This is a genomic window from Bradyrhizobium sp. USDA 376 (assembly GCF_054063675.1).
Genome location: NZ_JBSSGN010000001.1, coordinates 9,009,963 through 9,035,312 on the forward strand (window position 1 = coordinate 9,009,963; position 25,350 = coordinate 9,035,312).

Here is a 25,350-nt window from a genome sequence, read left to right on the forward strand (position 1 = left end):
TTGACGCGTTTTCTTTACGCGAACCGGTTTCCACTTCGCTCGAAAACGCTCTAGTGCCACAGATGTCTTGATGCCTGCGGCGGCCAGATGCAAGCAAGAAGAATGCCGTCCTTGCCACACTGCTCCGCACGGAAAGCAGACCGCCTTTAAGCGGCTCGGGCTCAACAGCGGCCGCGCTGGAGGCAGTGCTCGCGGCCCTGCTGGTCGGTGCGGAAGGCCTCGATGAAGCCGCCCTGGCGCTGGGTGACGAAGACGGTCTTGCCGTCGCTGCCGCCGAAGGCAAGGTTGGTCGGCTCCTTGGCCCTCAGCGGGATCTCGCGCTCGACCGCGCCGGTCGGCCTCATCAGCGCGATCGTGCCCTTGAGAATGCGCGCGACATAGAGACGGCCGGCAACGTCCGTGCGCAGGCCGTCGATGGTGTCGGGCTGAAACGCCTTGACCAGTCTTGCCGCGGTGAGCTCGTTGCCGCTGATCGCATAGGACCAGATCTGGCCGCTGCTGGATTCGCCGACATAGAGCGTCTTGCCGTCGGGACTGAGATCAATGCCGTTGGTGGTGCCCATCGCGCGCGGCGCCGACATCACCTGCCCCTGCACAGAACCGTCAGCGGCTTTGGCGATGCGCCAGATGTGGCCTTCACGGCCCTTCCAGTTCGGATCGCTCGCATAGATCGTGCCATCGCGCGCGATGGTGATGTCGTTGGGCTGGCTCATCTCGTCGGAGTGAAACCAGACGACGGGCGCGCTCGCGCCCCTCGGGATCGCGAAAATGTTGTGCTTCTTGTAGTCGGCGATGAACATGATGCCGCTGCGATCGAAGCGGATCGCGTTGCCGACGCTGCCTTCGGGGAGGGTCGTGAACAGCTCCGAAGCGGCGGCGCCCGCGGGCAATTTGCCGATGGTGCCGGGCTTGCCGAGATTGACGACGAACAGATTGCCGTCGAGATCGGCGGCGGGCCCTTCGATGCCGAAGGTGTATTCGCTGGCGGGCGACACCTGCACGCTGTCGAACAGTTTTGTTTCGGCAGCGGCCGGCGGCGTCGCGACAAGCAGGATGCTACTGCACAGGCACCAGAAATTCCTGCCGGATGTAATAGCCATCGTCGTCGGTGCACTCGCCATTCAGATAGGGATCGGCCGGCCGGAAGAAGCGGCTGAAGCCGGGTCTGTCTACAGCGCTCCTTTGTGTCACGACGACGACCTTGGCGGCCGGTATTTCGCCGCATTCCTTGTTGGTTTTGCTGAAAAACTTCCGCTGCGGCGGGCCAGGCTTGATCCGCATCCGCGTGCCCGGAACCATTTTGGCGACGAGCAGGTCCGCGGTATCGAGCAGGCGCGTGTAGCCGGGTTCGGTCTTGGGCAGGCTCTCGCCGCCCGGCGGCATCAGCTTCTCGGCCCCGAGGCCGCGCAGGCGCGTGCGCAGCCTGCCGGCGTCGGGATCACCAGGATAGATCCAGCCGTCCTGCGACAGCATGAAACGGAGCGCCGCTCTGTCCTTCTCCGCGTCCGTTTGGCCTGCCTTCAGGCCGAAATCGGAATGGCAGCCGAGGCAGTACTTCTCGACGAGGCCCTTGCGCAAGGTGGTGAGGCGAACGCTGTTCTGTGCATCCCTGGCGACGAAGGCCGCGAGCTGGTCGATCATCGCCTGGCTGCGCGTGTCGCAGGGCAGCGGCTGAGGCGGATCGCCCGCGGCGCGATCGATCCGGATCACAGTCTGGTTCTTGTCCTCGACCAGCCAGATCGCGCCGTCCTCCGCAACCGTCATGCCGACGGGAGCACCTTGCGGCCGCGCACCGTTGACGCGGTGCCAGCCTGCGATCAGCTCGTCGAACGGTGCGGCGGCGACCTCGCCGGCGTCGGTCTGGAAACTGCGCGTGGGATCGGCCGCGCAACTGACGCGATAGCGCACCGGCGGAGCGCTCGGCCTGGGAAAGCCGTGATCGTCGACATCATAGATGAGAACGCGGCTGCCGGTCGGACGATAGCCGTGCAGGCCCACCAGCAGCTTGCCCTCCAGCTCCGGAAATTTGGCGCCGTGGTAGTAGAGCATCGCGAGCGGCGCGCCATGCGGCGGCATCAGCGAGAGCGGCGGCTTGTAGAGCGCATTGGCTGAGCAGAGCGCTTTGTAGATCCCCGATTGCAGCACGAGCTTGAATTCGGGGCTCGGCGTCGACAGGTCGTAGCAATAGGGCCAGCCATAGTGCTTGCCCGGCTCGATCGCGTTGATTTCCTCGTTCGGCTTGAAGATGTCGGGCAGGTCGCGGGCGTTCTCGCCTTGCAGGAAGGCGTAGCCGGCATCCGGAAAGTTCGGGTGCAGCGCCAGCGCCATCGAGTTGCGCAAGCCACGCGCGTAGACGGTGTGTGGCGGGTCGGGGTCGCCAGGCTTCAATGCCGGGAAGACGCCGCCTGCGGGCGGCGTGAACAACCAGATCGCGGCCATCGCCGAGCCGCCTTCGGCCGCGGCGCAGGGCTTCGCGATCGGCGCCGGCGTGATGCAGTCGTCGCTGTGCGAGCCGACATTGACGAACAGCCGCCCGTTGCGATCGAACACGAACTGCTTCAGCGGATGCGCGCTCTCGTCGAGCTTCGTGCCGTCAGGCAGCGTGATTCGGCGCCCCGGCATGTGGCGGATGATGGTCTCGACCGTGCTCCGCGGATTATCCGCGAGCGGATCGAACCGGAAGATCGCCTCCGCGGTCGAGGCATAGAGCTTCCTGTCCGGGCCGATGACGAGGCCGAACGGGTATTCGAGCCCCGTCAGCAGCTCCTTGAAGCGTTGCCCCTGGGACGCGCGCGGATCAAGCAGCAGCAGCCGCCCGTCGGTATGGCCCCAGCCGCCCATGTCGGCCACCACGAACAGGTCACGGCCGGGCACCTGGATGATCGAACGCGGGAATTTGAGGCGGTCCTCTTCGCTGGCGACGAGGCCGGCGCAAAATCCCGCCTTCATGTCGATCTGGATCCTGGGAAAAGCGAGGTCGCCGCTGCCGCAGCTATCCGTACCGATCGCGTAGCCGCTTTTCCGGACCGGCTCGGACGAAGCCGGGGCGAAGCCGAGCAGCGCGACGGCCAGAACCGCTGCCAGGAAGCGCAGATTTCGCCGTTCGCTCCCGAATGTGAACTGGTTCACGGTCGCCCCCCCCGACTTCCCGGGGACGTTGTTCCATGGCGCCTGGGCGACGTCCAGTCATCACTCGCCTGTGATTAAACCTGTAACGACCTTGGTGCCGACCAATCTCCGTAAATTCCCTTACCGGGCTCGACCCGAATGTTTCGCGAATGCTTGGGGTGGTATCGATTTGCCGTCCCGCTTTCTACAGGAGGCGCTTATGGTCCAGGTCTACTTTCACTGCTCCAACACCGAGGGCACGCTGATCGACCGCTACGGCGCCGCCGTCGCCAGTCTGACCGAGGCGCGCGACCGCGCTGCCCAGATCATGCACTCGATGATCCAGACGCCCGGTGCCGAAGACTGGCGCGACTGGGTGATCCACGTCAGCGATGACGACGGCGAGGAGATCTTCGATCTCCCCTTCACCGCCATGCTCGGCAAGCCGCATTGAGGTCGATGTCATGATACTCGCTTCACTGAGCCTGCTCCGCCAGCCCCTGACCTTCGTCGCCAGCAAATGGCAGACGCTGGTGAAGGTCGCCGGCAACCCCTACCGCCCCGAGCTTCACTACATGCGCGGCCCTGGCCCGAAATGGCGCGCCAAATATCAGGCCAGCCGGTTGGACCGCTCGCTCTGAGCGCAGGTCCGTCCCGCTTTCCAGCTCCTCATCATCATGGCCGGGCTCGCCCCGGCCATGATGCGTTTTGGGGGACGGCAGCGCCCTTCACCGTCCCGTAAACCTCGCCTTGCGTTTCTCGACGAAGGCGGTGCGGCCTTCGATGGCATCGGCGCTCTTGCGGATTACGGCCTGAAGCTCGATCTCGCGGCGGAACTGCGCCTCGTAGCTCGCGTGCTCGCTCTCCTCGACCAGCGCGCGGGTTGCGACCAAAGCGCGCGTCGGGCCCTCCGCCAGGCGGCGCGCCAGCACCAACGCCTCGTCCATCAGCTTCGCGTCGTGGACGACCTGCCGGACCAGGCCGATCTCCTGGGCGCGCTCGGCCGTCAGCGGCTCGTTGAGCAGCATCAGCTCGAGCGCGCGCTGCCGGCCGATCAGGCGCGGCAGCAGCCAGGTCGAGCCGAGATCAGGCACCAGCGCGATGCGGCTGAACACCTGAATGAAGCTCGCCGAGCGCGCCGCAACGATGATGTCGCCGGCCATCGCAAGGCTGAAGCCGCCGCCTGCCGCAACCCCGTTGACGGCGACGACGACGGGCACGCGGCATTCGCGGAGTGCCCTGAAGGCCGGCCAGTAGAAGCGCATCACGCCCGCCGCGATGTCCTCGCCGAGCGCCTCGGACGCCTTCAGGTTCTGGCCCGAGCAGAAGCCGCGCCCGGCGCCAGTCAGGACCAGGGCACGCACGTCCTCGTCCTGCGTCATCTCGGCGATGGCGGTGGCGAGCGCGCCGAGCAGGTCCGGCGTCATCGCGTTCAGGCTCGCGGGCTCGTCGAGGGTCAAAATCCCGACCGCACCATCCCGCGCTTGTTTCACACCTGCCATGTCGCGTCTCCCTTTGGATGTTCTCGTTGGCGGCAATGTGCCATTGTCCGCGCGCTCCGCCAATGCGAAGCGTCGACGTCAACGCAACGAAGCAAGACACGGATCAAGACGACATCATGCCTCACCAGTTCAGCCTCGCCCAAACCGTCCGCAAACCCGCCATCAAGTCCAAGGGCGGCATTGTCGCCTCGCAGTCGCGACGGGCGGCTGAAGTCGGGGCGCAGGTGCTGGCGGCAGGCGGCGACTGCGTGGACGCGATCGTTGCGACCACGATGGCGCTGAACGTGCTGGAGCCCTGGAACAGCGGCATCGGCGGTGGCGGCGCGATGGTGCTCTACCGTGCCAAGGAAAATCGCTACGAGGTGATCGACTACGGCATGTGTGCGCCGCAGAGCCTGCGCGCCGCCGACTATCCTATCAGCGGAGACCGCATCGCTTCGGATCTGTTCCCGTGGCCGCGGGTAAAGGACGATCGCAACGTTCACGGTCCCGCCGCGATCGCGGTGCCTGGTGTGGTCGCCGGCATGGAAGAGGCGCACCGTCGCCATGCCAGGATGCCGTGGAAAGACCTGGTTGCGCCTGCAGTCGCACTCGCCAGCGAGGGTCTGCTGGCTGACTGGTGGACCACGCTGACGATCGCGGGTTCGGCCGCAGATCTACGGCGCTATCCCGCGAGCGCGGCAATGTTTTTGAAGGATGGCCTGCCCCCGAGCCCGCCCTGGAGCATCGAGGCTGAGACACGGCTGCCGCAGGACAATTTGAAGGCGACGCTGTTGCACCTCGCCGAGGCCGGACCGCGCGACTTTTATCAAGGCGATCTCGCCAAGAGCATCGCATCCGACATCAAGGCCGATGGCGGCTCGCTGTCGGTGGAGGATCTCGCAGCATTCCGCAGCCATCTGCGCGAGCCGCTGGCGATCCCCTATCGCGGCGGCAAGGTGTTTGCGACGCCGGAACTTACGGCCGGACCGACCATGGCGCATGCGCTGCGCCTGCTGCAGCAGAATCTGAGACCGGGACGCGAGCCCGATGCGGCCGCCTACAGCGAGTATGCGCTCGCCCTGCAGGCGGCCTATCGCGAGCGGCTCAAGGATATGGGCGATGCCGACGGCAAGCGCTCGCTCGGCGCCGAATATCTCGCGCCCGCCTGCACCACGCATTTCTCCGTGGTCGATCGTGACGGCAACATTGCGGCGGTGACGCAAACGCTGCTCTCGTCCTTCGGCTCGAAATATGTGACGCCGCACACGGGCATTCCCATGAACAATGGCATCATGTGGTTTGATCCAACGCCGGGCACCACTAACTCGCTGGCCCCCGGCAAGCGCTGTCTCACCAACTACACGCCCGTCATCGCCGAGACCAAGGACGGCAAGCGCCTTGCGGTCGGTGCCTCCGGCGGCCGCCGCATCCTGCCTTCGGTCATGCAACTCGTGTCCTTTGCGATGGATTTCGGCATGGACCTCGATGCCGCCATCCACCAGCCGCGCATCGATTGCAGCGAAGGCGCGATCGTGCTCGGCGACACGCGGCTGCCGGCGGATGCACGTAAGGCTCTCGCGGCGCGCTTCGATTACAAGGAGGCGCCGGTGCAGACCCTGCCGCAGAAGTTCGCCTGCCCGAGCGCGGTGATGCGCGACGGCGAGGTCAATTCCGGCGCAGTCGAGATCTTCCAGCCCTGGGCCGATGCGGTGGTGGAGGCCTGAGTCCGCTGACGAGAGGGCGTGCCAGTGGTGAACTGCGGGCACGTCGCAGCTGAGAATGTGCCAGCACGCGTTGAGCCGATGCGCGATTGCGCATCTCTACGAGCGTCACGACTCCTCCACATTTGCAGGGAACTTAGCTGCACATCGTTCGTTCATTGAACGGACAAGTGCGCTCGCCCCCACTGGAGGACACATGAAGAAACTTGCGCTCGCCGCGTCGCTGATCGTTGCAGCTGGCCTCACACTCACCAGTCCCGTGATGGCCAAGGGCGGTCATGGACACGGCCACGGTCATGGCCATTCGATGGGCCATCATTACCATGGCACGCCGCCCGGATGGTACCATGGGCGCAAGGTCGGCTGGCGCGGTCACGGGTGCCCGCCCGGACTGTGGAAGCAGGGCCGCTGCTGACGCCATCTGCAATTCCCAAGGCGCTGCCCCTCACAGGGCGGCGCCTTCTTCATAGGCCGAGCCGGTCCCGCACGCGGCCCGCGATCACGGCGGTCGTCACGCCGACCGGCCAGAACGCGTGCATCGGGATCGGCTTGATGCCTGATATGGGCATGTCGATCTCGGCCTTGGCGCCGCCGATCAGGCGGCGGGCAAGCTGCGCACCCATCGCCGTCGAGAGCGCAACGCCGCGGCCGTTGCAGCCGAGCGAGATCAGGACGCTTTCCGCGGGCTCGTGCACATGGGGGTAATGATCCCCGGTGATGGCGAGCCGGCTGTTCCAGCCGTGGGTCCAGGCGACGCCCTTGAGCTGGGGCCACAGCCTCTCCGCATAACGCATGAGATAGGCGACGTCGTGCGGCGAGTAGATCCAGCGCATCGGGCCGCGGCCGCCCATCAGCAGGCGGTTCTGCTGGTCGATGCGATAATAGACGGTGATGTGGCCGCTCTCGTAGAGCACGGGGCGCGTCGGCATGATGGAGCGGGCGACCGCGTCGGAGAGCGGCGCGGTGGCGGCGATCGAGGAAAATACCGGCACGATGGTGCGGCGGAGCGCCGGCCAGAGATCGTCGGTGAAGCCGTTGGTCGCAAGCAGCACTTTCTCCGCATGCACGACCGCGCGCGGCGTCTCGATACGCCAGCGGCTGCCGTCGCGGCGCAGTGACAGCGCCGGCGTCTCGCCATGAACTTTCGCGCCTGCCGAAATCGCGGCGCGCGCAAGGCCGCGGGCATAGCTGAGGGGATGCAGATCGCCGCCGCGGGTGTCCAGCATGGCACCAATGTAGCGGTCGGTGCCCGTCATCTCGCGCAGCTGATCGCGGTTCAGATAGGTCACCGGCATGCCGCGGCGGATGCATTGCTGCGCGGTCGCCTCGATCGCGGCAGCACTGGCCCCGTTGTAGGCCGCGCGCAGCGTACCGTTCTGTCGCGCCTCGCAGGGAATCTGGTAGCGACGGATCAGATCGTGCGTGAAGTTCGTCGTGCCGTAGGAGAACTCGATCATGCGGCGGCCGAGCTCGGCGCCGAAATCCGCCTCGATCTGATCGGGGTCGTGCTTCAGGCCGGGATTGGTGTGGCCGCCATTGTTGCCGGATGCGCCCCATCCCGGCTCCTGCGCCTCCAGCACCAGCGCCTCGACGCCCTGCTCGGCGAGATGCAGCGCGGTGGACAAGCCGGTGTAGCCGCCGCCGACGATCGCGACGGAAACGCTCTTGTCCGTATCGAGCGGCGGCGTCGCGACCGGCGCAACGGCGGTGTCGGCGTAGAGCGAGGACGGCAGAGGCAGGCGCGTCATGGCGAAGTCCGGTCAGAGCGGATGCAGCACGCGGCGCAAGAAGTCCTGCGTGCGCGCGTGCTGCGGTTGATTGAGCACCGATTTTGCGGGCCCCTGCTCGACAATGACGCCGCCGTCGATGAACAGCACGCGATCGGCGACGTCGCGGGCAAAGCCCATCTCGTGGGTGACGACGACCATGGTCATGCCGTCGTCGGCGAGCTTGCGCATCACGCCGAGGACGTCGCCGACCAGTTCAGGATCGAGCGCCGAGGTCGGCTCGTCGAACAGGATGGCCTTGGGCTGCATCGCCAGCGCCCGCGCGATCGCGACCCGCTGCTGCTGGCCGCCGGAGAGCTGCGGCGGATGGGCGTCGGCCTTCTCGGCGAGGCCGACCTGGGCGAGCAGCGCGCGGCCGCGCTCGAGCACCTGGGCGCGCGGCTCCTTCTTCACGAAGAGCGGACCTTCGACCACGTTCTCCAGCGCGGTGCGATGCGGGAACAGGTTGAAGCGCTGGAACACCATCGAGACCTGGGTGCGGATATTCACGATCGACGGCGCGTCGCGGTCGACCTTCAAGCCTTCGACGCTGATTTCGCCGCGGTCGTAGCTTTCGAGACCGTTGATGCAGCGCAGGATGGTGGACTTGCCGGAGCCTGACGGCCCGATGATGCAGACCACCTCGCCCTTCTCGACGGAAGCCGTGATGCCCTTGAGCACCTCGACCTTGCCAAAACTCTTGTGGACGTCGTTCAGCTCGATCATCGCTTGCCGGCCCGCTTCTCGAAATGACGAACCAGCAGGATCAGCGGGATGCTCATTGTGAGATACATCAGCGCCACCAGCGTGAACACGCTGGTGTTCTTGAAGGTCGAGGACGCGATCAGCTTGCCCTGCAGCGCAAGCTCGGCGACCGTGATGGTCGAGGCCTGCGAGGAGTCCTTCAGCATCATGATCATGACGTTGCCGTAGGGCGGCAGCACGATGCGCACCGCCTGCGGCAGCACCACGCGCCGCATTGTGAGCCACCAGCCCATGCCGATCGACTGCGCTGCCTCGATCTGGCCCTTGTCGATGGCCTCGATGCCAGCGCGGAAGTTTTCCGCCTGATAGGCCGAATAGGCGATGCCGAGCCCGAGGATGGCGGCTTGCAAGGCCGACAGCGTGACGCCGAGATCGGGCATCACGAAGTAGAGGTAGAACAGGAGCACGATGATCGGGATGCCGCGGATCACGTTGATCAGGCTGGCGCTGAGCATCGACAGCGCCTTGATGCCGGAGACCCGCATCATCGCCCAGATCAGGCCGAGCACCGTCGAGAGCAGCAGCGAGCCGATGGTGACGACGATCGTCAGTGCGACGCCGTTCATCAGGATCGGGAAGAACTCGGCGGCGTCGTGCCAGAAGCCTTTCATCGGGCTGCCTTCGATCGATCAGGTCTTTCCAATCAGCCCTGCGCCTTCTGGCCCCACTTCTCCAGGATCTTGTCGATGGTGCCGTTGGCCTTCAGCTTTGCCAGCGAAGCGTTGATCTTGCCGAGCAGCGCGGTCTCGCCCTTGCGCACGCCGATGCCCACCGAGCCGACGGTGACCGGCTTGTATCCGTCGACGAGACGAACCTCGGGAAAACCACCCTGCTTCAGATTGTAGGCAAGGATCGGATAGTCGGCATAGCCGGCCTTGAGACGGCCGGTGTTCACGTCGCGCAGGATGTCCGGAATGGTGTCGTAGGCCTTGACGTCCGCGAACAGGCCGGACTTCTTCAGCGCATCGACGAAGGCGGTGCCGACCTGGGCACCGACGGTCTCGCCCTTCAGGTCTTCCTGGGTGGTGTAAGCCTTGGTGTCGGTCTTCGGCACCACGAGGCCTTCACCATAGCTGTAGATCGGGTCGGAGAAGTCGACGACCTCCTTGCGCGGCGCGGTGATGAACATCGCAGCCGCGATGATGTCGATCTTGCTCGAGGTCAGCGACGGGATCAGCGCCGAGAACGCCATCGGCTCGATCTGCACGTTGAGGCCGGCGTCCTTGCCGACCTCGGTGATGATATCGACCATGATGCCCTGGATGGTGTTGGTCTTGGTGTCGAGGAAGGTGAAGGGAATGCCTGTCGGCGTCGAGCCGACCTTCAGCACCTGCTGCGCCGAGCCGGGCACGGCGGCAAACAGCGCGAGCGCCGCAACGGCGGCCTGAACAAAACGCTTCATCACATCCCCCTTTGGGTCCGGCCCATGGCGGCGCTCGCGGATGTCTTGATCGCAGACGTTGCGGGCCAAGCCGTTTCGGCCTATTTTCACCAATATGAAAATTTGGTCACACTTTTGCAGGTGATGCAAGCGGTTTTCATGCACATGAAGGAAGCGGTTTGACGTGAGCGGTGGCAAAAGAATGCGCAAACCGGCCGCCGCAAAGCCGGCCAGGAAGGTGAAAGCCAAGGCCGTCGCCAAGCCGGCCGAGCCTGCGATGGACGTCGCGGTCGGCCGCCGCATCCGCGACCTCCGGCGCGTCAGGCAATTCTCGCTGGAGACGGTCGCGGCACAAACGGAGCTGTCGATCGGCTTCCTCAGCCAGATCGAGCGCGGCCTGTCGTCGCCGTCGCTGCGCGTGCTGGCGACGCTCGCCGACGTGCTCGGCGTCGGCATCGCCGCGCTGTTCGGCGCGAGCCCGAGCGCCGATGGCGCATCCGACCAGGTGGTGACCCGCGGCCTGCAGCGCCCCGAGCTGAAGCTCTGGCGCACCGGCGTATCGAAGCAGTTGCTGAGCCCGGCCAGCGCCGACAACCGGCTCAATCTGTTCCTGGTGCATCTGGAGCCCGGCGGCTCCACCGGCGATGAGCTCTACACCCACGACGGCGAAGAGGCCGGCCTGGTGCTCGAAGGCGAGATGATGCTGACGGTGGACAGCGAGACGTGGTCGCTGAAGACCGGCGACAGCTTTCGATTTGCAAGCCGAAGGCCGCACCGGTTTTCCAATCCGGCGCAGGATGCGAAGGCCGTGGTGTTGTGGGTGAATTGCGTGACGGGAGCGGGGTAGCTCACGGTCATTCCGGGGCGGCTCGCAAGAGCCGAACTATGGTGCGCAATTGCGCACCTGAGAATCTCGAGATTCCGGGTTCGCCTCTTCGAGGCGCCCCGGAATGACAGCGTCAATCACCCAAACCGATACTTGTACCGCTCCACCGACAGCGCGCTCACATCGATGTCCGGCTTCTTGCCCGACACCATGTCGGCGAGCACGCGTCCCGAACCGCAGGACATGGTCCAGCCGAGCGTGCCGTGGCCGGTGTTGAGGTGGAGGTTGGCGTAGTGGGTCGGGCCGATCACGGGCGGGCCGTCCGGCGTCATCGGACGCAGGCCGCTCCAGAACGTCGCCTTGGACAGGTCGCCGCCGCGCGGGAACAGGTCGGTCAGGGAATGATCGAGCGTGGCGCGGCGGGCGTCATACAGCTTGCTCGAATAGCCGGAAATTTCGGCAGTGCCGCCGACGCGGATGCGATTGCCGAGGCGGGTGATCGCGACCTTGTAGCTCTCGTCCATCACGGTCGATTCCGGCGCGCCGGAGGCGTCCTTGATCGGCACCGTGATCGAATAGCCCTTCACCGGATAGACCGGCAGCGAGATGCCGAGCGGCGCGACGAGCCGCGGCGACCAGCTGCCGAGCGCGAGCACGTAGCTATCTGCCTGCAACAGGCCGGCACTGGTCGCAACGCCGCTGACGCGCGCACCGTCGGTGACGATGCGATCGATGCCGGTGTTGAACATGAAGCGCACGCCAAGCGCCTGGGCATGCTTGGCCAGCGCCTGCGTGAACATGTGGCAGTCGCCGGTCTCGTCCTGCGGCAGGCGAAGCCCGCCGGCGAACTTCTCCTTCACGCCGCCGAGCGCCGGCTCGACCGCGATGCAGCCCTCGCGGCTCAGCACCTCGAAGGGCACGCCATATTGCTTGAGCACGGCGATGTCCTCAGCCGTGCCGTCGAGCTGGGACTGGTAGCGGAACAGCTGCAGCGTGCCCTGCGACCGCTCATCATACTGGATGCCGATGTCGCGACGCAGATCGCGCAGGCAGTCGCGGCTGTATTCCGCGATCGGGATCATCCGGCTCTTGTTGACCGCATAGCGCTCACTGGTGCAGTTGCGCAGCATCTTGAGCAGCCAGACCCACATGACTGGGTCGAGCTTCGGCCGGATCACCAGCGGGCCGTGCTTCATCAAGAGCCACTTGACCGCCTTCACCGGCACGCCGGGACCGGCCCAGGGCGAGGAATAGCCGGGCGACACCTCGCCGGCATTGGCGAAAGAGGTCTCCAGTGCCGGCTCGGGCTGACGATCGACGACCGTCACGTCGTGGCCGGCACGTGCGAGGTAGTAGGCAGAGGTGACACCGATGACACCGCTGCCGAGGATCAGAACTTTCACGCTTCGTCAAACTCCCGCGGCATCACGCTCGCCGCTGCAAGGAAACAACTCGCAACGGCGAGAGCAATTATCAGGCCACCTTCTTGATGGCGTCGCCGAGGATCGAGACCATCTGGTCGATGTGGCTCTTCTCGACGATGAGCGGAGGCGACATCGCGAAGCTGTCGCCGCTCATGCGCAAGTAAAGGCCGGTGTTGAAGCAGTCGACCATCACGTCATAGCCGCGCGCGCCGACGACGCCGTCGCGCGGCGCCAGCTCCACAGCGCCCATCAGGCCGCAATTGCGGATGTCGACGACGTTGGGCAGGCCTTTGAGCGAATGCAGCGCATCGCGCCAGTATTCGGCGATCGACGCACCGCGCGTCAGCAGGCCTTCGTCCTTGTAGATGTCGAGCGTGGCGATACCGGCGGCGCAGGCGGTCGGATGCGCGGAATAGGTGTAGCCGTGGAACAGCTCCATCTGGTTCTCCGGGCCGACCATCATGCCGTCATGCACCTTGCGGCTCGCGAACACGGCGCCGCAGGGAATGGAGCCGTTGGTGATGCCCTTGGCCGTCGTCATCAGGTCGGGCGTGACGCCGAAGAAGTTCGCGGCGAACGGCGTGCCGAGGCGGCCGAAGCCGGTGATGACCTCGTCGAAGATCAAGAGGATGCCGTGCTTGTCGCAGATCTCGCGCAGGCGCTGCAGATAGCCCTTCGGCGGCGGCAGCACCGCGGTCGAACCGGGCACCGGCTCGACGATGACGGCGGCGATGGTCTCGGCGCCGTGCAGGGCGACCAGACGCTCGAGATCGTCGGCGAGCTCGACGCCATGCTCGGGCTGGTCCTTGGCGAAGGCGTTACGGGTGAGATCGTGGGTGTGGCGGATGTGGTCGACGCCCGGCAGCAGGGTCGCGAAGGCGCGGCGATTGGCGACCATGCCGCCGACCGAGGTGCCGCCGAAGCCGACGCCGTGATAGCCGCGCTCGCGGCCGATCAGGCGGGTGCGGCTCGACTGGCCGTTGGCGCGATGATAGGCGAGCGCGATCTTCAGCGCGGTATCGACCGACTCGGAGCCGGAGTTGGTGAAGAAGACGCGATCGAGGCCCTTCGGCGCGATCTCGGCGAGGCGCTCAGCGAAATCGAACGCCAGCGGATGGCCCATCTGGAACGTGGGCGCGAAGTCCAGCGTCATCAGCTGTCGCTCGACCGCGGCGGCGATCTGCTTGCGGCCGTGGCCGGCATTGACGCACCAGAGGCCGGCGGAGCCGTCGATCACCTTGCGGCCGTCGACGGTGGTGTAGTGCATGCCCTCGGCCGAGGAAAACAGGCGCGGCGCCTTCTTGAACTGCCGGTTGGCCGTGAACGGCATCCAGAACGAGTCGGTCTTGATAGTGTTCGGAATCTGATGAAGGGTCACGGCCGCGCTCCTTTGCTGACCCGCTAGCAGAGCCACGGCTTCAAAAGCGCAACAAGTCCTTTTCTGGCGGTCTGCAAGCCATTGATTTCGCTGGGGCGGGTGGTCCATATTTGCGCGATCCGCAACACCTGCAACACGGGACTTGGCCATGAGCGTCGACATCGGTGGACGGCTGCGATTCATCCGGGCGCGCCACAAGCTGTCGCAGCGTGAACTCGCCAAACGCGCCGGCGTCACCAATTCGACGATCTCGCTGATCGAATCCAACCAGATGAACCCGTCGGTCGGCGCGCTCAAGCGCATCCTCGACGGCATCCCGATGGGGCTCGCCGAGTTCTTCGCGCTGGAGCCGGAGTCCAGGCGCAAGATCTTCTACCGCGCGGAGGAGCTGACGGAGGTCGGCAAGAAGCCGATCTCGTATCGGCAAGTCGGCGACAATCTGTTCGGCCGCAGCCTGCAGATCTTGAAGGAGCGCTACGAGCCCGGCAGCGACACCGGACGCGTCCATCTCGTCCATGACGGCGAGGAAGGCGGCATCGTGATCTCAGGGAAGCTCGAAGTCACCGTCGAGGACGAGCGTCGCATCCTCAATCCCGGCGATGCCTATTATTTCGAGAGCCGCCGCCCGCATCGCTTCCGCTGCGTCGGCGGCAAGCCGTGCGAAGTGATCTCGGCCTGCACGCCGCCGACGTTCTGACGAGCCATCAGCCCCTCCGCAATCATACTGAGCCACCGGTATCTTACGGTGCTTGAGCCAGCTCAATTTCTGCGGGCCAAAGCTCTATATATTGGGAGCCGTAGCCGAGCAGCCTGGCTTTAGAGGTGCTGAGGTTATGGCCCCGGACTCCTAGGCACTCCGGGGCCGCTTCGTAACTGGGCCCGCAGATGAAGATCACGCTCGCCAATGCAGAAGCCGCGCTCGACGAAGTCCAGTGCGATGCCGACAAGCTCCATTCGCGCGAGCTGCGCAAGGCCATAGCCGACTACATCGAGATGCAGCGCGCGGCGCTGAAGGCGGTTCGCAAGAAACTGCATTAGCGACGCGCGGCGGAGCGAGACAGTCTCGCCCCGCCTTTGACCTCTCAGAGCTGTGTCAGCAACTCCTCGATCCGGATCGGGAAACGGCGGACGCGCACGCCGGTCGCATGCCACACCGCGTTGGCGACCGCACCGGCGCTGCCGGTGATGCCGATCTCGCCGACGCCCTTGATGCCAAGCGCGTTGACATGCGGATCGTGCTCCTCGACCGTGATCACGTCGAGCGGCGGCACGTCGGCATTCACGGGGATGTGGTACTCGCCGAGATTGGCGTTCATGATCCGGCCGGTGCGGCGGTCGGTGATGGCTTCCTCGTGCAGCGCGAAGGACAGGCCCCAGATCATGCCGCCGAACAGCTGGCTCTTCACCAGGTGCGGATTGACGATGCGTCCTGCGGCAAAGGCGCCGACCATGCGGGTGACGCGAACCTGGCCGAGCTCGGGATCAACCTTCACCTCGGCGAACACCGCGCCGTGGGCGTGCATCGCATATTCTTCCATTGCCGCAGGATTTGGCGCGCCGGTACCGCGGGCCTCGACCTCGGCAACGCTGGCGCGCGCCAGGATCTCGGCATAGCTCTCGCTGCGGCTCTCGTCGTCGCGACGGATCAACCTGCCGTCCCGTGCGATCACCCCCGCATTGCCGGCGCCGAACAGCGGCGAGCGTTCATCGTGCGTGGCGAGATCGGCGAGCTTTGCGATCACGGCCGCGCCGGCGCTATGAATCGCCGCACCCGCAGTTGCCGTGTGCGCCGAGCCGCCGGCGATGCCGGCATCGGGCAGGTCGGACGTGCCGGCCTTGAATTCGACGCGGTCGATATCGAGACCGACGGCATCGGCCGCGATCTGGGCCAGCGCCGTCCAGGCGCCCTGCCCCATATCATGCGCGCCGATCTCCATGACACCGGAGCCGTCGCGGCGGATCGCTGCGCGCGCCTCCGCCTGGAACATCAGCGCCGGGAATGTCGCGGTGCCCATGCCCCAGCCGACCAGAAGACCGGCGTCGTCGCGCATCTGCCGCGGCTGGAGCGAGCGCTTCGCCCAGCCGAACCGCGCCGCGCCCTGCTCGTAGCAGGCACCCAGTGCCTTGGACGAGAACGGCTTGCCGGAGATCGGCTCGACCTCGGCGTAGTTCTTCAGGCGGAAGGCGAGCGGATCCATGCCGCAGGCCCAGGCCATCTCGTCGATCGCGCTCTCCAGCGCGATCGAGCCGGTCGCCTCGCCGGGCGCGCGCATGAACAGCGGCGTGCCGGTGTTGACGCGCACGGCATCGTGCGAGGTGCGGATCGCGGGCGCCGCATAGAGCGTGTGCGAGGCGTCGGCCGCGGGCTCGTAGAAATCGTCGAAGGTGCTCGACACGGTCCTTGCGTGATGATCGAGCGCGGTGAGGCGCCCCTCGCCGTCGGCGCCGATGCGTAAACGCTGGCGCGTCGGCGCGCGATGACCGACGGGGCCGTACATCTGCTCACGGCGCAGCACCAGCTTCACAGGCCTGCCGACGAGCTTTGCCGCCATGATGCCGAGGGTCGGCGGACCGGCCATCAATCCCTTGGAGCCGAAGCCGCCGCCGAGGAACGGGCTGCGGATGTGGATCTTGTCGTGCGCGATGCCGAACAATTCGGCGATGCGCGCCAGCGACAGCATCAGGCCCTGGGTCGGCATGTCGATCTGCAGACGGTCGCCATCCCAGTGCGCCACGATCGCATGCGGCTCCATCGCGTTGTGATATTGCGGCGGCGTCTCGTAAATCGCGTCGATCTGCTTCTCGGCCGAGGCGAGGCCCGCCTCGACATCGCCGCGGTTTACTTCCGTGGGATTGCCGACGCCGACGACCGGCGGCACGAAGCTTTCGCCGGCATCGAGGCCGACGAGCGCGGGCTGCACCTCATATCGCGGCGCCAGCAGCAGCGCGCCTTCCGTCGCCGCCTCCAGCGTCTCGGCAATCACGACGGCGATCGGCTGGTTGGCATAGCGGATCTCGTCGCTCTGCAACACCTCCATCCGGAACACGAACGGATTGGTCTTGATCTCGGGATCGACCGCGAGCTGTGGCTTGTGGTCCGGCGTCATGACATCGACGACGCCGGGATGGCGCTTGGCTGCCGCGACATCGAGCGAGGCCACCCGGCCGCGCGAAATGCTGGCGACGGCCATCACCGCAAACAGCATGCCGGGCGGATGATTGTCGGCGGCGTAGGTCGCTTGCCCCTTGACCTTGAGGACGCCGTCGCGGCGGGTCAGCGGCTGGCCGATGTTCGAGCCGTGCCGCAGATAGGCGGGAGCGCTGGTGAGATTCAGCTCAGGCATGGATGGCTCCGGACATGGAGGCAAAGGGAGAGGCCGGCAGCGCGGGGATACGCGCAGACGTACCGGCAGCGGCGAGGGTCAGCGCGCGCACGACGATGCGGCGCGCGAGCTCGATCTTGAAGGCGTTGTCGCCGGACGGCTTTGCGTCGGTGAGCGCGCGCCAGGCGGCTTCCTGGAACGCGTCCGCCGTCGGCGCGACGCCCTTGAGCACATCCTCCGCAGCGTTGGCGCGCCAGGGCTTGGCAGCGACGCCGCCCAGCGCGAGCCGCGCCTCCGCGATCCTGCCGTTCTCGATGCGCAACGCGGCGGCAGCCGAGACGACGGCGAAGGCATAGGACGTGCGCTCGCGGACCTTGAGGTAACGCGCATGCGCGGAAAATCCACGCGCTGCAGGCGGCAGGCGCACCGCGACAATGAGGTCGCCGTGCTCCAGCGCCGACTCTCGCTCGGGCGCATTGCCAGGCAGGCGATGCAGCGCATCGAGCGCGATCTCGCGCCGACCGTTCCTGCCTTCGATCTCGACGACGGCATCGAGCGCAACCAGCGGCACGCAGAAGTCGGAGGGATGGGTGGCGATGCAGCTCTCGCTCCAGCCGAGCACCGCATGGCCGCGGCTCTCGCCGTCTCTCGCGTCGCAGCCGGAGCCGGCCTCGCGTTTGTTGCAGCGGCTGGCAGTGTCGTAGAAATAGGCACAACGCGTCCGCTGCAGAAGATTGCCGCCGACGGTGGCGGCATTGCGCAATTGCGCCGATGCACCCGAGAGCAGCGCTTCGGCCACGGCAGGATATGACCGCGCGAATTCCGGGTCATGCGCGAGATCGGCATTGCTCACCAGCGCGCCGATGCGCAACGACCCGTCGGCGAGCGTCTCGATTGCGTCGAGCCCGTAGAGATGCGTGACATCGACCAGGCGATCCGGACGGCTGACACCGCCCTTCATCAGATCTAGCAGGTTGGTGCCGGCGGCAAGATAGACGGCGCCCGGCTGTGCGGCGGCGGCAACGGCATCAGCGACCGTGGCCGGCCTGACATAATCGAACGGTTTCATGCGGAGCGCCTCTGGTTGGTTTCGTCCATCCCCGCCTGCGCCTCGAGCACGGCATCGACGATGCCGGCATAGGCGCCGCAGCGGCAGAGATTGCCGCTCATGCATTCGCGGATGCGTTCGGGATCATTGCCGGCCTGCGCCTCCTGCATCATGCCGATCGCGCTCATGATCTGGCCGGGCGTGCAAAAGCCGCACTGGAAGCCGTCATGGGCGATGAAGGCCGCCTGCACCGGATGCAGCTGGTCACCGCGCGCCACGCCCTCGATGGTGAGGATGTCGGCGCCGTCATGGCTGATGGCGAGCGCGAGGCAGGAGTTGATACGCTTGCCGTCGACGAGAATGGTGCAGGCGCCGCACTGGCCGCGGTCGCATCCCTTCTTGGTTCCGGTGAGATGGAGGCGCTCACGCAGGAGATCGAGCAGCGTGACGCGCGGATCGTCGAGGACGAAGTCGCGCCGCGCACCGTTCACGGTGAGGCTGATGGAGTGGTTCATACAAGGCTCCGATCAGATATGGACATAAGTCATCGCTCGGCGCGCCACCGCCGTGACCGCCGTCGAATGGCGCCGCCCGAACACGATCCGGGCCGGCACTTCAGCAAAGATACGGAGGCACCCTCCGCTTAACAAGGGCCGCTGGAAAATATTTGGAATTCATCAAAGGCGTGCGCATACAACGCGATGAAGCCAGTCGAGGGTTCAACCTAACCAATTCGTGATCTACATTGCCTGATATGGACGACCACACCGACCAGACCCGAAAGCCCCGCGCCGATGCCGTGCGCAATCGCGAGCGCGTGCTCGAAGCGGCGAAGGCCGTGTTCAGCGCCGGCGGCCCAGAGGCGAGCCTTGAAGCCGTGGCGAAACGCGCCGGCGTCGGCATCGGCACGCTCTATCGGCATTTTCCGGCGCGCGAGGATCTGTACGAGGCGGTTTACCGGCGCGAGGTCGAGCAGCTCAGCGAGCTTGCCGAGCAATTGAAGACTACGAAGGACCCGGTCGATGCGCTCAGGCGCTGGCTGCGTTCCGGTGTCGAATTCGTTGCCACCAAGAAGGGCATGTCGGCTGCGCTGGCGCTGACATATCAGAGTACTTCCGAGCTCGCCGCCTTCTCGATGGACCGGCTGACCAAGGCGATCGGCTCACTGCTCGACCGCGCGGTCGCGGCCGGCCAGATGCGCGCCGATATCAGCCCGGAGGATCTGCTGAGGGCCTTGATCGGCATGTGCTACATGCACGATCAGCCCGGCTGGCAGTCGTCGGTGCTACGCATGCTCGACGTGTTCGTGGATGGTTTGCGGGTGCAGCCGCCCAGCAAGGTCAAGGCGCGCCCGTCCAAGACGACGAAGCCGGCGACGAAGCGAAAGCGCTAGGCCGTGTACTCATAAAAGAAATGTCGGCTCCTGAGGGCCCAGCGGAAATCTGCTGATCGGCCTGAGCATTGCTGCCTGTGACCCGAAGCGGACAGTCGCCTCGCTGCGACCAATTATTCGTAAGGGGCTTGAGAGCCTTATTCTCTACTAGGGACTTATGGTATCTTCAGCCTGCTCTGATGTTGCCGGCGCAGTCGGGAGGCCGACATGGGACGTCGCGAGTTCATCGGGATGGTTGGCGCCGCATGCGTGTCGGTGTCGCCATTCGTTGCGAGGGCGCAGCGCTCAGTACCGGCGAGAGTAGGATTTCTTGGCGGTACGTCGTCGCCTGTCGGCCAGACTCTGCTTGCTTGTTTTCTGTCCGGTTTGCGCAAATTTGGCTGGACTGAGGGACGAGATTTCAAGCTGGAGCTTCGGTGGACGGAAGGCATCGTTGATCGATATTCCCAGTTTGCCGCCGAACTTGTCCGATTGAATCCGGACCTGATCGTCGCAACATCTACACCTGGAGCCCAGGCCGCCAAACGGGCAACGACCCGTATTCCGATCGTTTTTGCGGCGGTAAGTGACCCAGTGGCCAGCGGTATCGTGGAGAGCTTGGCGCGTCCCGGCGGAAATATCACCGGAGTGTCGAATTTCCTGCCATCAACAAGCGCCAAACTGATCGAATTGTTGAAGGCGGTCGCGCCGAACCTCACGCGCGTATGTGTCCTGCATAATCCCGGCAACGCTGGCAAGATGTTGGAACTGCTGGAGCTCAAAACCGGTGGACAGGCCTCCGGGGTCTTTATCGAGCCGATTGAAGTCCGGTCAACTGACGATCTGGAGAGGCTGTTGTCTGCGGGCTCGCATTTCCATTGCCAAGCACTCATCACACTACAGGAGGCGCTCACTTTTGCCTATCGGAAGCAGATCGCAGAGTTTGCGGTACAAAACCAATTGGCGACGATCTTCCAGGTCAGAGAATATGTCGAAGCCGGCGGCTTGATGTCCTATGGGTTGAACTTTTGTGAGAACTATGGCCGCGCGGCCTATTATGTCGATAGAGTTCTAAAGGGTACGCATCCAAGCGATCTACCAGTCGAGCTGCCAAAGACATTCGAACTCATCATCAATCTCACCACCGCAAAGTCGCTCGGCATCGCTGTTCCGCCAACCTTGCTTGCCCGCGCCGACGAGGTTATCGAATGAGATGATTGCTGTGGTGAATGAGTCCGGTAGCGTCATGGAGCTGCCAAGGGCAGCCCGTGACCGAAGCAGCCATCCTGTCGCAAGCAAGCAGCAGGGTGCGGCACAATAGCTTTGGTTTGAAGCTGGACAGATCAAGCTGGCCGGTCCCGCTGCAAGTGCAAAGAGCCTAGGCAGACTCCCGATGCCGGCGGGCAAATTGTGCTGTTACGTCGATCACCTGGTGAAGGATGAAAGCGATGCTTATTGTCTCTCTCTTTGGCGGTTGGTCTCTCGGCATTATTGGCGGATTGCCCGACGACACTGCCAAGACTCTAGCATCGTCCTGTTGATGTCCGCACCTGGCCCATCGGCGACCTTCAACGATGTCTGCTGTTTGTGCCGCCGTTGAGGGATGAGCGGGCATCGGGAGCACCAAGCCAAGCGCGTGATTTATGAGTACACGCCCTGGCGCCGCAGATGTGCTAGGATCGCCTCCGTCGGGATATCCACGCGGAGCCTGTCATGCGCATCGCAGCCTTGCTGGTCGCTCTCATTGTTGCCTGTAGTCACGTTTCGGCGTTTGCCGACGATGTCGCGACGGCTCAAAGCGTCATCCGCGCCCAGGAGCAGGCGTTCGTCCGCGACGATGCCACGGCCGCCTATTCTTATGCCGCACCGGCGATCAAGGAAATCTTCCCCGCACCCGACATCTTCATGTCGATGGTGCAGAACGGCTACGCGCCGGTCTATCGTCACAAGAGTTTCGAATTTGGCGAGAGCAAGAGCGAAGGGACCTGGATCGCGCAGCGTGTCCACATCGTCGATGCCAATGGCGAAGCGTGGGAAGCTCTGTACACGCTCGAGCAGCAGCCGGACGGCAGTTACAAGATCACCGGCTGCTCGCTCCTGAAGGCGGGGCAGGCAGTTTAGGTGGCAAAACCCGGACCGGTCTTGACCGAGCCCATCCGCGAGCGGATCAGCAGCAGCACGACGATGCCGATGTTGAGCGCGTTCCAGGCGACGCCGTTGGCGAAGGCCGCGCCGTAGGAGCCGGTGGCATCGAAGATCACACCCGAGACCCAGCCGCCGAAGGACATGCCGAACACGGAAGCGAAGATCACGATGCCGACGCGGGTCGCCGCCTCGCTCGCCGGCATCGCCTCGCGCACGATGATGGCGTAGCTCGGCACGATACCGCCTTGGAACAGGCCGAACATCGCGGAGATCAGATAGAGCGAAGTGAGGCTGTCGAAGAACAGATAGAACACCAGGGCAAAACCCTGCGCCAGCGATCCCACCAGCAGCGTGCGGATGCCGCCGATCTTGTCGGCGAGATAGCCCGAGCCGATGCGGCTGACGATGCCGCAGCCCATCATCAGCGACAACATCTCGGCGCCGCGCGCCACGCCATAGCCGAGATCGCCGCAATAGGCGACGATATGCACCTGCGGCATCGCCATGGCGACGCAGCAGGAGATGCTGGCGATCGAGAGCAGCGCCGTCAGTGTGTTGGTCGAGAGCTTGAGATCGACCCGCGGCGGCGGTGCCTTGGCGTGGTCGCGTATATGGTCGTCACCCAACTGCGCGCGCAGAATGAGGACCAGAAGTGCCATCGTGCTGGCACAGACGATGCCGATGCCGATATGGGTGTAGCGCCAGCCGGCGGTCTGCGTGCCCCAGCTCACGATCGGCGGCCACATCGTGCCGGCGACATAATTGCCGCTGGCGACGATGGTCACGGCAAGCCCGCGATAGCGCTCGAACCAGTGCGAGGCCTCCGCCATCAGCGGCGCGAAGGTCGCGGAGGTGCCGAGACCGATGAGGAAGTAGGCGGCCACGAACTGCCAGAGCTGGGTCGACAGCCCCGCGAGTACGTTGGCGACGCCGAGGAAGGCGATGCTGATCGCCATTGCGGGTACGATGCCGAACCGGTCGGTGATCTTGCCGGCGATCACGCCCCCCAGCCCGAAGCCGAACATCATCAGCGTGAAGGCCAGCGACACTGCGCCGCGCGTTGCACCGAATTCCGCCTGCACCACGGGAATCACAACCACGACCGCCCACATGCCGACGGCGCCGATCGAGCCGATCACCAGCGCAATGACGAGCCGTATCCAGGCCTGACGGGAATCAGGGCTGAACGAATCAGGTCTTTGTTCGGGATGATTTGGCGCGCGCACGGGCCCGACCATGACCCGCGGGTCGCCGCACGGTCAACCAACGTGGCGATATATTGGGCATGCGCGGTGCGCTGCGGTAAGAAGGAGCTTGGCGAATGCGCGTTTTGCCATTAGTTTGCAATCAGCGTGTGCAATCTTGCCGCGCAAGGAGCCTATCGGCGGAATGTTGTTGCGGTTGACGCGATCGATGCGGATGAAGGTGGGGCGGATCATCGCCCTCGCTTATCTGTTCTGCGTGCTCGCGCCGGCCGCAAGCCTTGCTTGGGGCAATGGTCCGGCACCGTGCCTTGGTGACGAGGCTGTGCTGGCTGATCTCGTGCCGGTGCATCACCAGATGGCGAGCCATCAGCACGGCGATGCCTCGCACGAACATGCGGGAACCCACGCTCATCACCAGACCGCTGCGAAGGACGCACCCGCTCCGCACAATCATGGCGGCAAGGGAACCGTCGGTCCGTGCTGTGCGATGATGTGCGTCAGCGCGCTGCCGGCCGATCTGCCGATCGTCGCCACACCGGTCCAGCCGACGTCCACCTGCGCGCCCGAGATCGTGGCCAGCCTGCACAGCGCGGCGCCGCCCCGGCACTACCGCCCCCCTATCGCCTGATCTGACGCGACGACGTCGGTCCGAGCGCGCTTTTGCGCGCGCGAACCTGTGGTCTCCAGATCAGGGATGAATCATGCTTACGCTTTCCGGGGCGAAGTCCGCCGCCGCATCCGCAGCGCGTGGACGACACCTTCCATTGAATTGGCCGCTGCTGGCCGCGATTGCGCTCGCGCTATCCGGCTGCATGCCGGCGACGACACAAGTCGCAAGCGCCGACCCCGCCGATCCCGCGGCGAAGGTGGCACGCGTCGGCTATCGCTCGACCATTGCGCCCTATACCAGCCTGCGGCCTGCGACGCCGGCGCCGTGGCGCGGCCGCAACGACGCCGTCACGCCGCAGCCGAAGCAAGACCGGTAGGACCGCGCCATGGCACACCATCTTTCGCGGGGCCTGCTCGTCCTCGGCGCGCTCGGCCTTTCCGGCTGCGCCGCGTTCTCGCCCGACAGCGGCATGACGGCGGTCTCGGACCTGACGAGCCAGACCATCAACAAGGACGTCGCCTTCGTGCGAACGGCGGAAGGGGCTGCCGCAGTCGACGCGCGCCTTCGCCAGTTGCTGGCGCGGACACTCAGCGCAGAGGCGGCCGTGCAGATCGCGCTGCTCAACAACAAGGGGCTGCAGGCCGCCTATAACGAGCTGGCGCTGGCCGAAACCGAGCTGGTGGAGCAAAGCCTGCCCCCCAATCCGGTGTTCTCGATCTCGCGAATCTCGGGCAATGGCGCGAGCGAGATCGAGCGCCAGGTCGTCGGCGACATCCTGGCGCTCGCCACCCTGCCGTTCCGCTCCGACATCGCCCGCGAGCGCTTCCGCGGAGCGCAGCTGCGCGCGGCCCTGGCGACGCTGCGGCTCGCCGCGGACGTGCGCCGCGCCTATGTCCGCGCCGTTGCCGCCAACGAGATGGTGGTGCTGCTCACCGACGCGAAGGCGACGGCGGAATCGACCGCGCAGCTTGCGGTCAAGCTCGGCGAGACCGGCTCACTCAACAAGCTCGACCAGGCCCGCGAGCAGGTGTTTTACGCCGAAACCACCGCTGATCTCGCCACCGCGCGGCAGACGGCAACGAGCGCGCGCGAAAGGCTCGCGCGCCTGATGGGGCTGTGGGACGACGGTCTCGACTTCCGCTTGCCCAATCAACTGCCGCCGCTGCCGCGACGACCGCAGGCCTTGCCCACTATCGAGGTCGACGCGGTGGCGCATCGCATCGATCTGCAGATCGCGCGGCTGGAACTGGCGGCGCTGGCAAAAGCGTTGAACCTCACCGAGGCGACGCGCTTCGTGACGCTGCTCGATCTCGCCGGCATCTCCCGCCGCACGCAGGATCCGGAAGGGCCGCCGTTCCGCGAACGCGGCTTCGACGTGCAGTTCCAGATTCCGATCTTCGACGGCGGCGAGGTCCGCGTGCGGCAGGCGGCGGAGACCTACAATCTCGCCTTCAACCGTCTGACCGAGCGGGCCGTGAACGTTCGCTCGGAGGCGCGAGACGCCTATCGCACCTACCGGTCCGCTTACGACATCGCCAGCCACTATCAGCGCGAGATCATCCCCTTGCGAAAGATCATCACCGAGGAAATGCAGCTGCGCTTCTCCAGCATGCAGGTCGATATCTTCGCGCTTCTGACCGAGGCGCGGCAGCGCCTGGCGTCGCTGCGCGGCGCCATCGACGCCAGGCAAAGCTTCTTTCTCGCCCAGGCCGACCTGCAGACCGCCGTCAATGGCGGCGAGACGTCAACCACCATCGCCGCGGCAGCCCCTGCCGATGGCGGCCACTGAGATGG

27 protein-coding genes are annotated in these 25,350 nt (G+C 65.4%); 14 read left to right on the plus strand and 13 right to left on the minus strand.

Annotated features, from left to right (window positions below; genetic code table 11):
• Positions 1–161 precede the first annotated feature (161 nt).
• Together ACVJ19_RS42335 and ACVJ19_RS42340 are read right to left on the minus strand one after the other, a co-directional pair.
• On the minus strand, positions 162–1,100 hold the full coding sequence (locus ACVJ19_RS42335; protein WP_453954995.1) for an SMP-30/gluconolactonase/LRE family protein: 939 nt from the start codon (positions 1,098–1,100) through the stop codon (positions 162–164).
• On the minus strand, positions 1,057–3,129 hold the full coding sequence (locus ACVJ19_RS42340) for a PQQ-dependent sugar dehydrogenase (protein ID WP_453954996.1): 2,073 nt from the start codon (positions 3,127–3,129) through the stop codon (positions 1,057–1,059). Before ACVJ19_RS42340 ends, ACVJ19_RS42335 begins: the two co-directional genes overlap by 44 nt.
• A 199-nt stretch (positions 3,130–3,328) precedes the next feature.
• Here ACVJ19_RS42340 and ACVJ19_RS42345 point away from each other — a divergent pair, with 199 nt between their 5' ends.
• Both ACVJ19_RS42345 and ACVJ19_RS42350 read left to right on the plus strand, forming a co-directional pair.
• On the plus strand, positions 3,329–3,562 hold the full coding sequence (locus tag ACVJ19_RS42345; protein ID WP_183245921.1) for a DUF6894 family protein: 234 nt from the start codon (positions 3,329–3,331) through the stop codon (positions 3,560–3,562).
• Positions 3,563–3,572: 10 nt separating this feature from the next.
• Positions 3,573–3,749 carry a hypothetical protein gene (locus ACVJ19_RS42350; protein WP_453954997.1) on the plus strand — a complete coding sequence of 59 codons (177 nt, stop codon included), beginning with the start codon at positions 3,573–3,575 and terminating at the stop codon, positions 3,747–3,749.
• 87 nt (positions 3,750–3,836) lie between these two features.
• Here the strand turns inward: ACVJ19_RS42350 and ACVJ19_RS42355 are convergent, their stop codons facing one another.
• On the minus strand, positions 3,837–4,610 hold the full coding sequence (locus ACVJ19_RS42355) for an enoyl-CoA hydratase-related protein (protein ID WP_453954999.1): 774 nt from the start codon (positions 4,608–4,610) through the stop codon (positions 3,837–3,839).
• Between the two features lie 116 nt (positions 4,611–4,726).
• On the opposite strand from ACVJ19_RS42355, the gene ACVJ19_RS42360 reads away from it, so the two are divergent.
• Both ACVJ19_RS42360 and ACVJ19_RS42365 read left to right on the plus strand, forming a co-directional pair.
• Positions 4,727–6,316 (plus strand): gamma-glutamyltransferase family protein, encoded by a 1,590-nt coding sequence (locus ACVJ19_RS42360; RefSeq protein WP_453955000.1) that lies wholly within the window; start codon positions 4,727–4,729, stop codon positions 6,314–6,316.
• 193 nt (positions 6,317–6,509) lie between these two features.
• Positions 6,510–6,728 (plus strand): hypothetical protein, encoded by a 219-nt coding sequence (locus tag ACVJ19_RS42365; protein ID WP_453955002.1) that lies wholly within the window; start codon positions 6,510–6,512, stop codon positions 6,726–6,728.
• Between the two features lie 49 nt (positions 6,729–6,777).
• Here ACVJ19_RS42365 and ACVJ19_RS42370 read toward each other — a convergent pair whose 3' ends face one another.
• The 4 genes from ACVJ19_RS42370 to ACVJ19_RS42385 are packed head-to-tail and all read right to left on the minus strand — an operon-like array spanning position 6,778 to position 10,246.
• A complete protein-coding gene (locus ACVJ19_RS42370) occupies positions 6,778–8,061 on the minus strand; it encodes an NAD(P)/FAD-dependent oxidoreductase (protein ID WP_453955003.1) in 1,284 nt (427 codons plus the stop codon).
• 12 nt (positions 8,062–8,073) lie between these two features.
• Positions 8,074–8,805: an amino acid ABC transporter ATP-binding protein gene (locus ACVJ19_RS42375; RefSeq protein WP_211406609.1), complete on the minus strand. Its 732-nt coding sequence runs from the start codon at positions 8,803–8,805 to the stop codon at positions 8,074–8,076.
• Positions 8,802–9,455 (minus strand): amino acid ABC transporter permease, encoded by a 654-nt coding sequence (locus tag ACVJ19_RS42380; protein ID WP_135165066.1) that lies wholly within the window; start codon positions 9,453–9,455, stop codon positions 8,802–8,804. Before ACVJ19_RS42380 ends, ACVJ19_RS42375 begins: the two co-directional genes overlap by 4 nt.
• Positions 9,456–9,487: 32 nt before the next feature.
• Positions 9,488–10,246: an ABC transporter substrate-binding protein gene (locus ACVJ19_RS42385; RefSeq protein ID WP_453955006.1), complete on the minus strand. Its 759-nt coding sequence runs from the start codon at positions 10,244–10,246 to the stop codon at positions 9,488–9,490.
• 24 nt (positions 10,247–10,270) lie between these two features.
• On the opposite strand from ACVJ19_RS42385, the gene ACVJ19_RS42390 reads away from it, so the two are divergent.
• Complete coding sequence (locus ACVJ19_RS42390; protein ID WP_453955007.1) at positions 10,271–10,408, plus strand: hypothetical protein; 138 nt, start codon at positions 10,271–10,273, stop codon at positions 10,406–10,408.
• Between the two features lie 19 nt (positions 10,409–10,427).
• Positions 10,428–11,072, plus strand: a complete 645-nt coding sequence (locus ACVJ19_RS42395; RefSeq protein ID WP_453955009.1) for a helix-turn-helix domain-containing protein — start codon at positions 10,428–10,430, stop codon at positions 11,070–11,072.
• A 116-nt stretch (positions 11,073–11,188) separates the two neighbouring features.
• Here ACVJ19_RS42395 and ACVJ19_RS42400 read toward each other — a convergent pair whose 3' ends face one another.
• Complete coding sequence (locus tag ACVJ19_RS42400; RefSeq protein WP_453955010.1) at positions 11,189–12,454, minus strand: D-amino acid dehydrogenase; 1,266 nt, start codon at positions 12,452–12,454, stop codon at positions 11,189–11,191.
• Positions 12,455–12,524: 70 nt separating this feature from the next.
• A complete protein-coding gene (locus ACVJ19_RS42405; protein ID WP_453955011.1) occupies positions 12,525–13,853 on the minus strand; it encodes an aminotransferase class III-fold pyridoxal phosphate-dependent enzyme in 1,329 nt (442 codons plus the stop codon).
• A 148-nt stretch (positions 13,854–14,001) separates the two neighbouring features.
• Here ACVJ19_RS42405 and ACVJ19_RS42410 point away from each other — a divergent pair, with 148 nt between their 5' ends.
• Positions 14,002–14,550 carry a cupin domain-containing protein gene (locus ACVJ19_RS42410; protein WP_018646206.1) on the plus strand — a complete coding sequence of 183 codons (549 nt, stop codon included), beginning with the start codon at positions 14,002–14,004 and terminating at the stop codon, positions 14,548–14,550.
• A gap of 188 nt (positions 14,551–14,738) precedes the next feature.
• Positions 14,739–14,891, plus strand: a complete 153-nt coding sequence (locus tag ACVJ19_RS42415; RefSeq protein WP_453955013.1) for a hypothetical protein — start codon at positions 14,739–14,741, stop codon at positions 14,889–14,891.
• Positions 14,892–14,935: 44 nt separating this feature from the next.
• Here the strand turns inward: ACVJ19_RS42415 and ACVJ19_RS42420 are convergent, their stop codons facing one another.
• Genes ACVJ19_RS42420 through ACVJ19_RS42430 form a run of 3 tightly spaced genes read right to left on the minus strand, consistent with a single transcriptional unit; the run spans position 14,936 to position 18,739 of the window.
• Positions 14,936–17,197, minus strand: coding sequence for a xanthine dehydrogenase family protein molybdopterin-binding subunit (locus ACVJ19_RS42420; RefSeq protein ID WP_453955015.1), 2,262 nt, complete (start codon positions 17,195–17,197; stop codon positions 14,936–14,938).
• Complete coding sequence (locus tag ACVJ19_RS42425; RefSeq protein ID WP_453955017.1) at positions 17,190–18,245, minus strand: FAD binding domain-containing protein; 1,056 nt, start codon at positions 18,243–18,245, stop codon at positions 17,190–17,192. The genes ACVJ19_RS42420 and ACVJ19_RS42425 overlap by 8 nt, the downstream gene beginning before the upstream one ends.
• Positions 18,242–18,739, minus strand: coding sequence for a (2Fe-2S)-binding protein (locus ACVJ19_RS42430; RefSeq protein ID WP_027562563.1), 498 nt, complete (start codon positions 18,737–18,739; stop codon positions 18,242–18,244). The genes ACVJ19_RS42425 and ACVJ19_RS42430 overlap by 4 nt, the downstream gene beginning before the upstream one ends.
• A 239-nt stretch (positions 18,740–18,978) precedes the next feature.
• Between ACVJ19_RS42430 and ACVJ19_RS42435 the strand changes: the two genes are divergently transcribed.
• From ACVJ19_RS42435 to ACVJ19_RS42445, 3 genes are all read left to right on the plus strand, one after another.
• Positions 18,979–19,617 carry a TetR/AcrR family transcriptional regulator gene (locus ACVJ19_RS42435; protein WP_453955320.1) on the plus strand — a complete coding sequence of 213 codons (639 nt, stop codon included), beginning with the start codon at positions 18,979–18,981 and terminating at the stop codon, positions 19,615–19,617.
• Positions 19,618–19,824: 207 nt separating this feature from the next.
• Entirely contained in the window at positions 19,825–20,808 is a 984-nt protein-coding gene (locus tag ACVJ19_RS42440) for an ABC transporter substrate-binding protein (RefSeq protein WP_453955019.1), read from the plus strand.
• A gap of 501 nt (positions 20,809–21,309) precedes the next feature.
• Complete coding sequence (locus tag ACVJ19_RS42445) at positions 21,310–21,717, plus strand: DUF4864 domain-containing protein (protein WP_453955020.1); 408 nt, start codon at positions 21,310–21,312, stop codon at positions 21,715–21,717.
• Here ACVJ19_RS42445 and ACVJ19_RS42450 read toward each other — a convergent pair.
• The gene (locus ACVJ19_RS42450) at positions 21,714–22,979 is read right to left on the minus strand and encodes an MFS transporter (protein WP_453955021.1); all 1,266 of its coding nucleotides are present in this window, start codon (positions 22,977–22,979) and stop codon (positions 21,714–21,716) included. The genes ACVJ19_RS42445 and ACVJ19_RS42450 overlap by 4 nt on opposite strands.
• 151 nt (positions 22,980–23,130) lie before the next feature.
• Here ACVJ19_RS42450 and ACVJ19_RS42455 point away from each other — a divergent pair, with 151 nt between their 5' ends.
• From ACVJ19_RS42455 to ACVJ19_RS42465, 3 genes are all read left to right on the plus strand, one after another.
• On the plus strand, positions 23,131–23,574 hold the full coding sequence (locus ACVJ19_RS42455) for a hypothetical protein (RefSeq protein WP_453955022.1): 444 nt from the start codon (positions 23,131–23,133) through the stop codon (positions 23,572–23,574).
• A 73-nt stretch (positions 23,575–23,647) separates the two neighbouring features.
• Complete coding sequence (locus ACVJ19_RS42460; protein WP_453955023.1) at positions 23,648–23,932, plus strand: hypothetical protein; 285 nt, start codon at positions 23,648–23,650, stop codon at positions 23,930–23,932.
• Positions 23,933–23,941: 9 nt separating this feature from the next.
• Complete coding sequence (locus ACVJ19_RS42465) at positions 23,942–25,345, plus strand: TolC family protein (protein WP_456739515.1); 1,404 nt, start codon at positions 23,942–23,944, stop codon at positions 25,343–25,345.
• Positions 25,346–25,350: the final 5 nt, after the last annotated feature.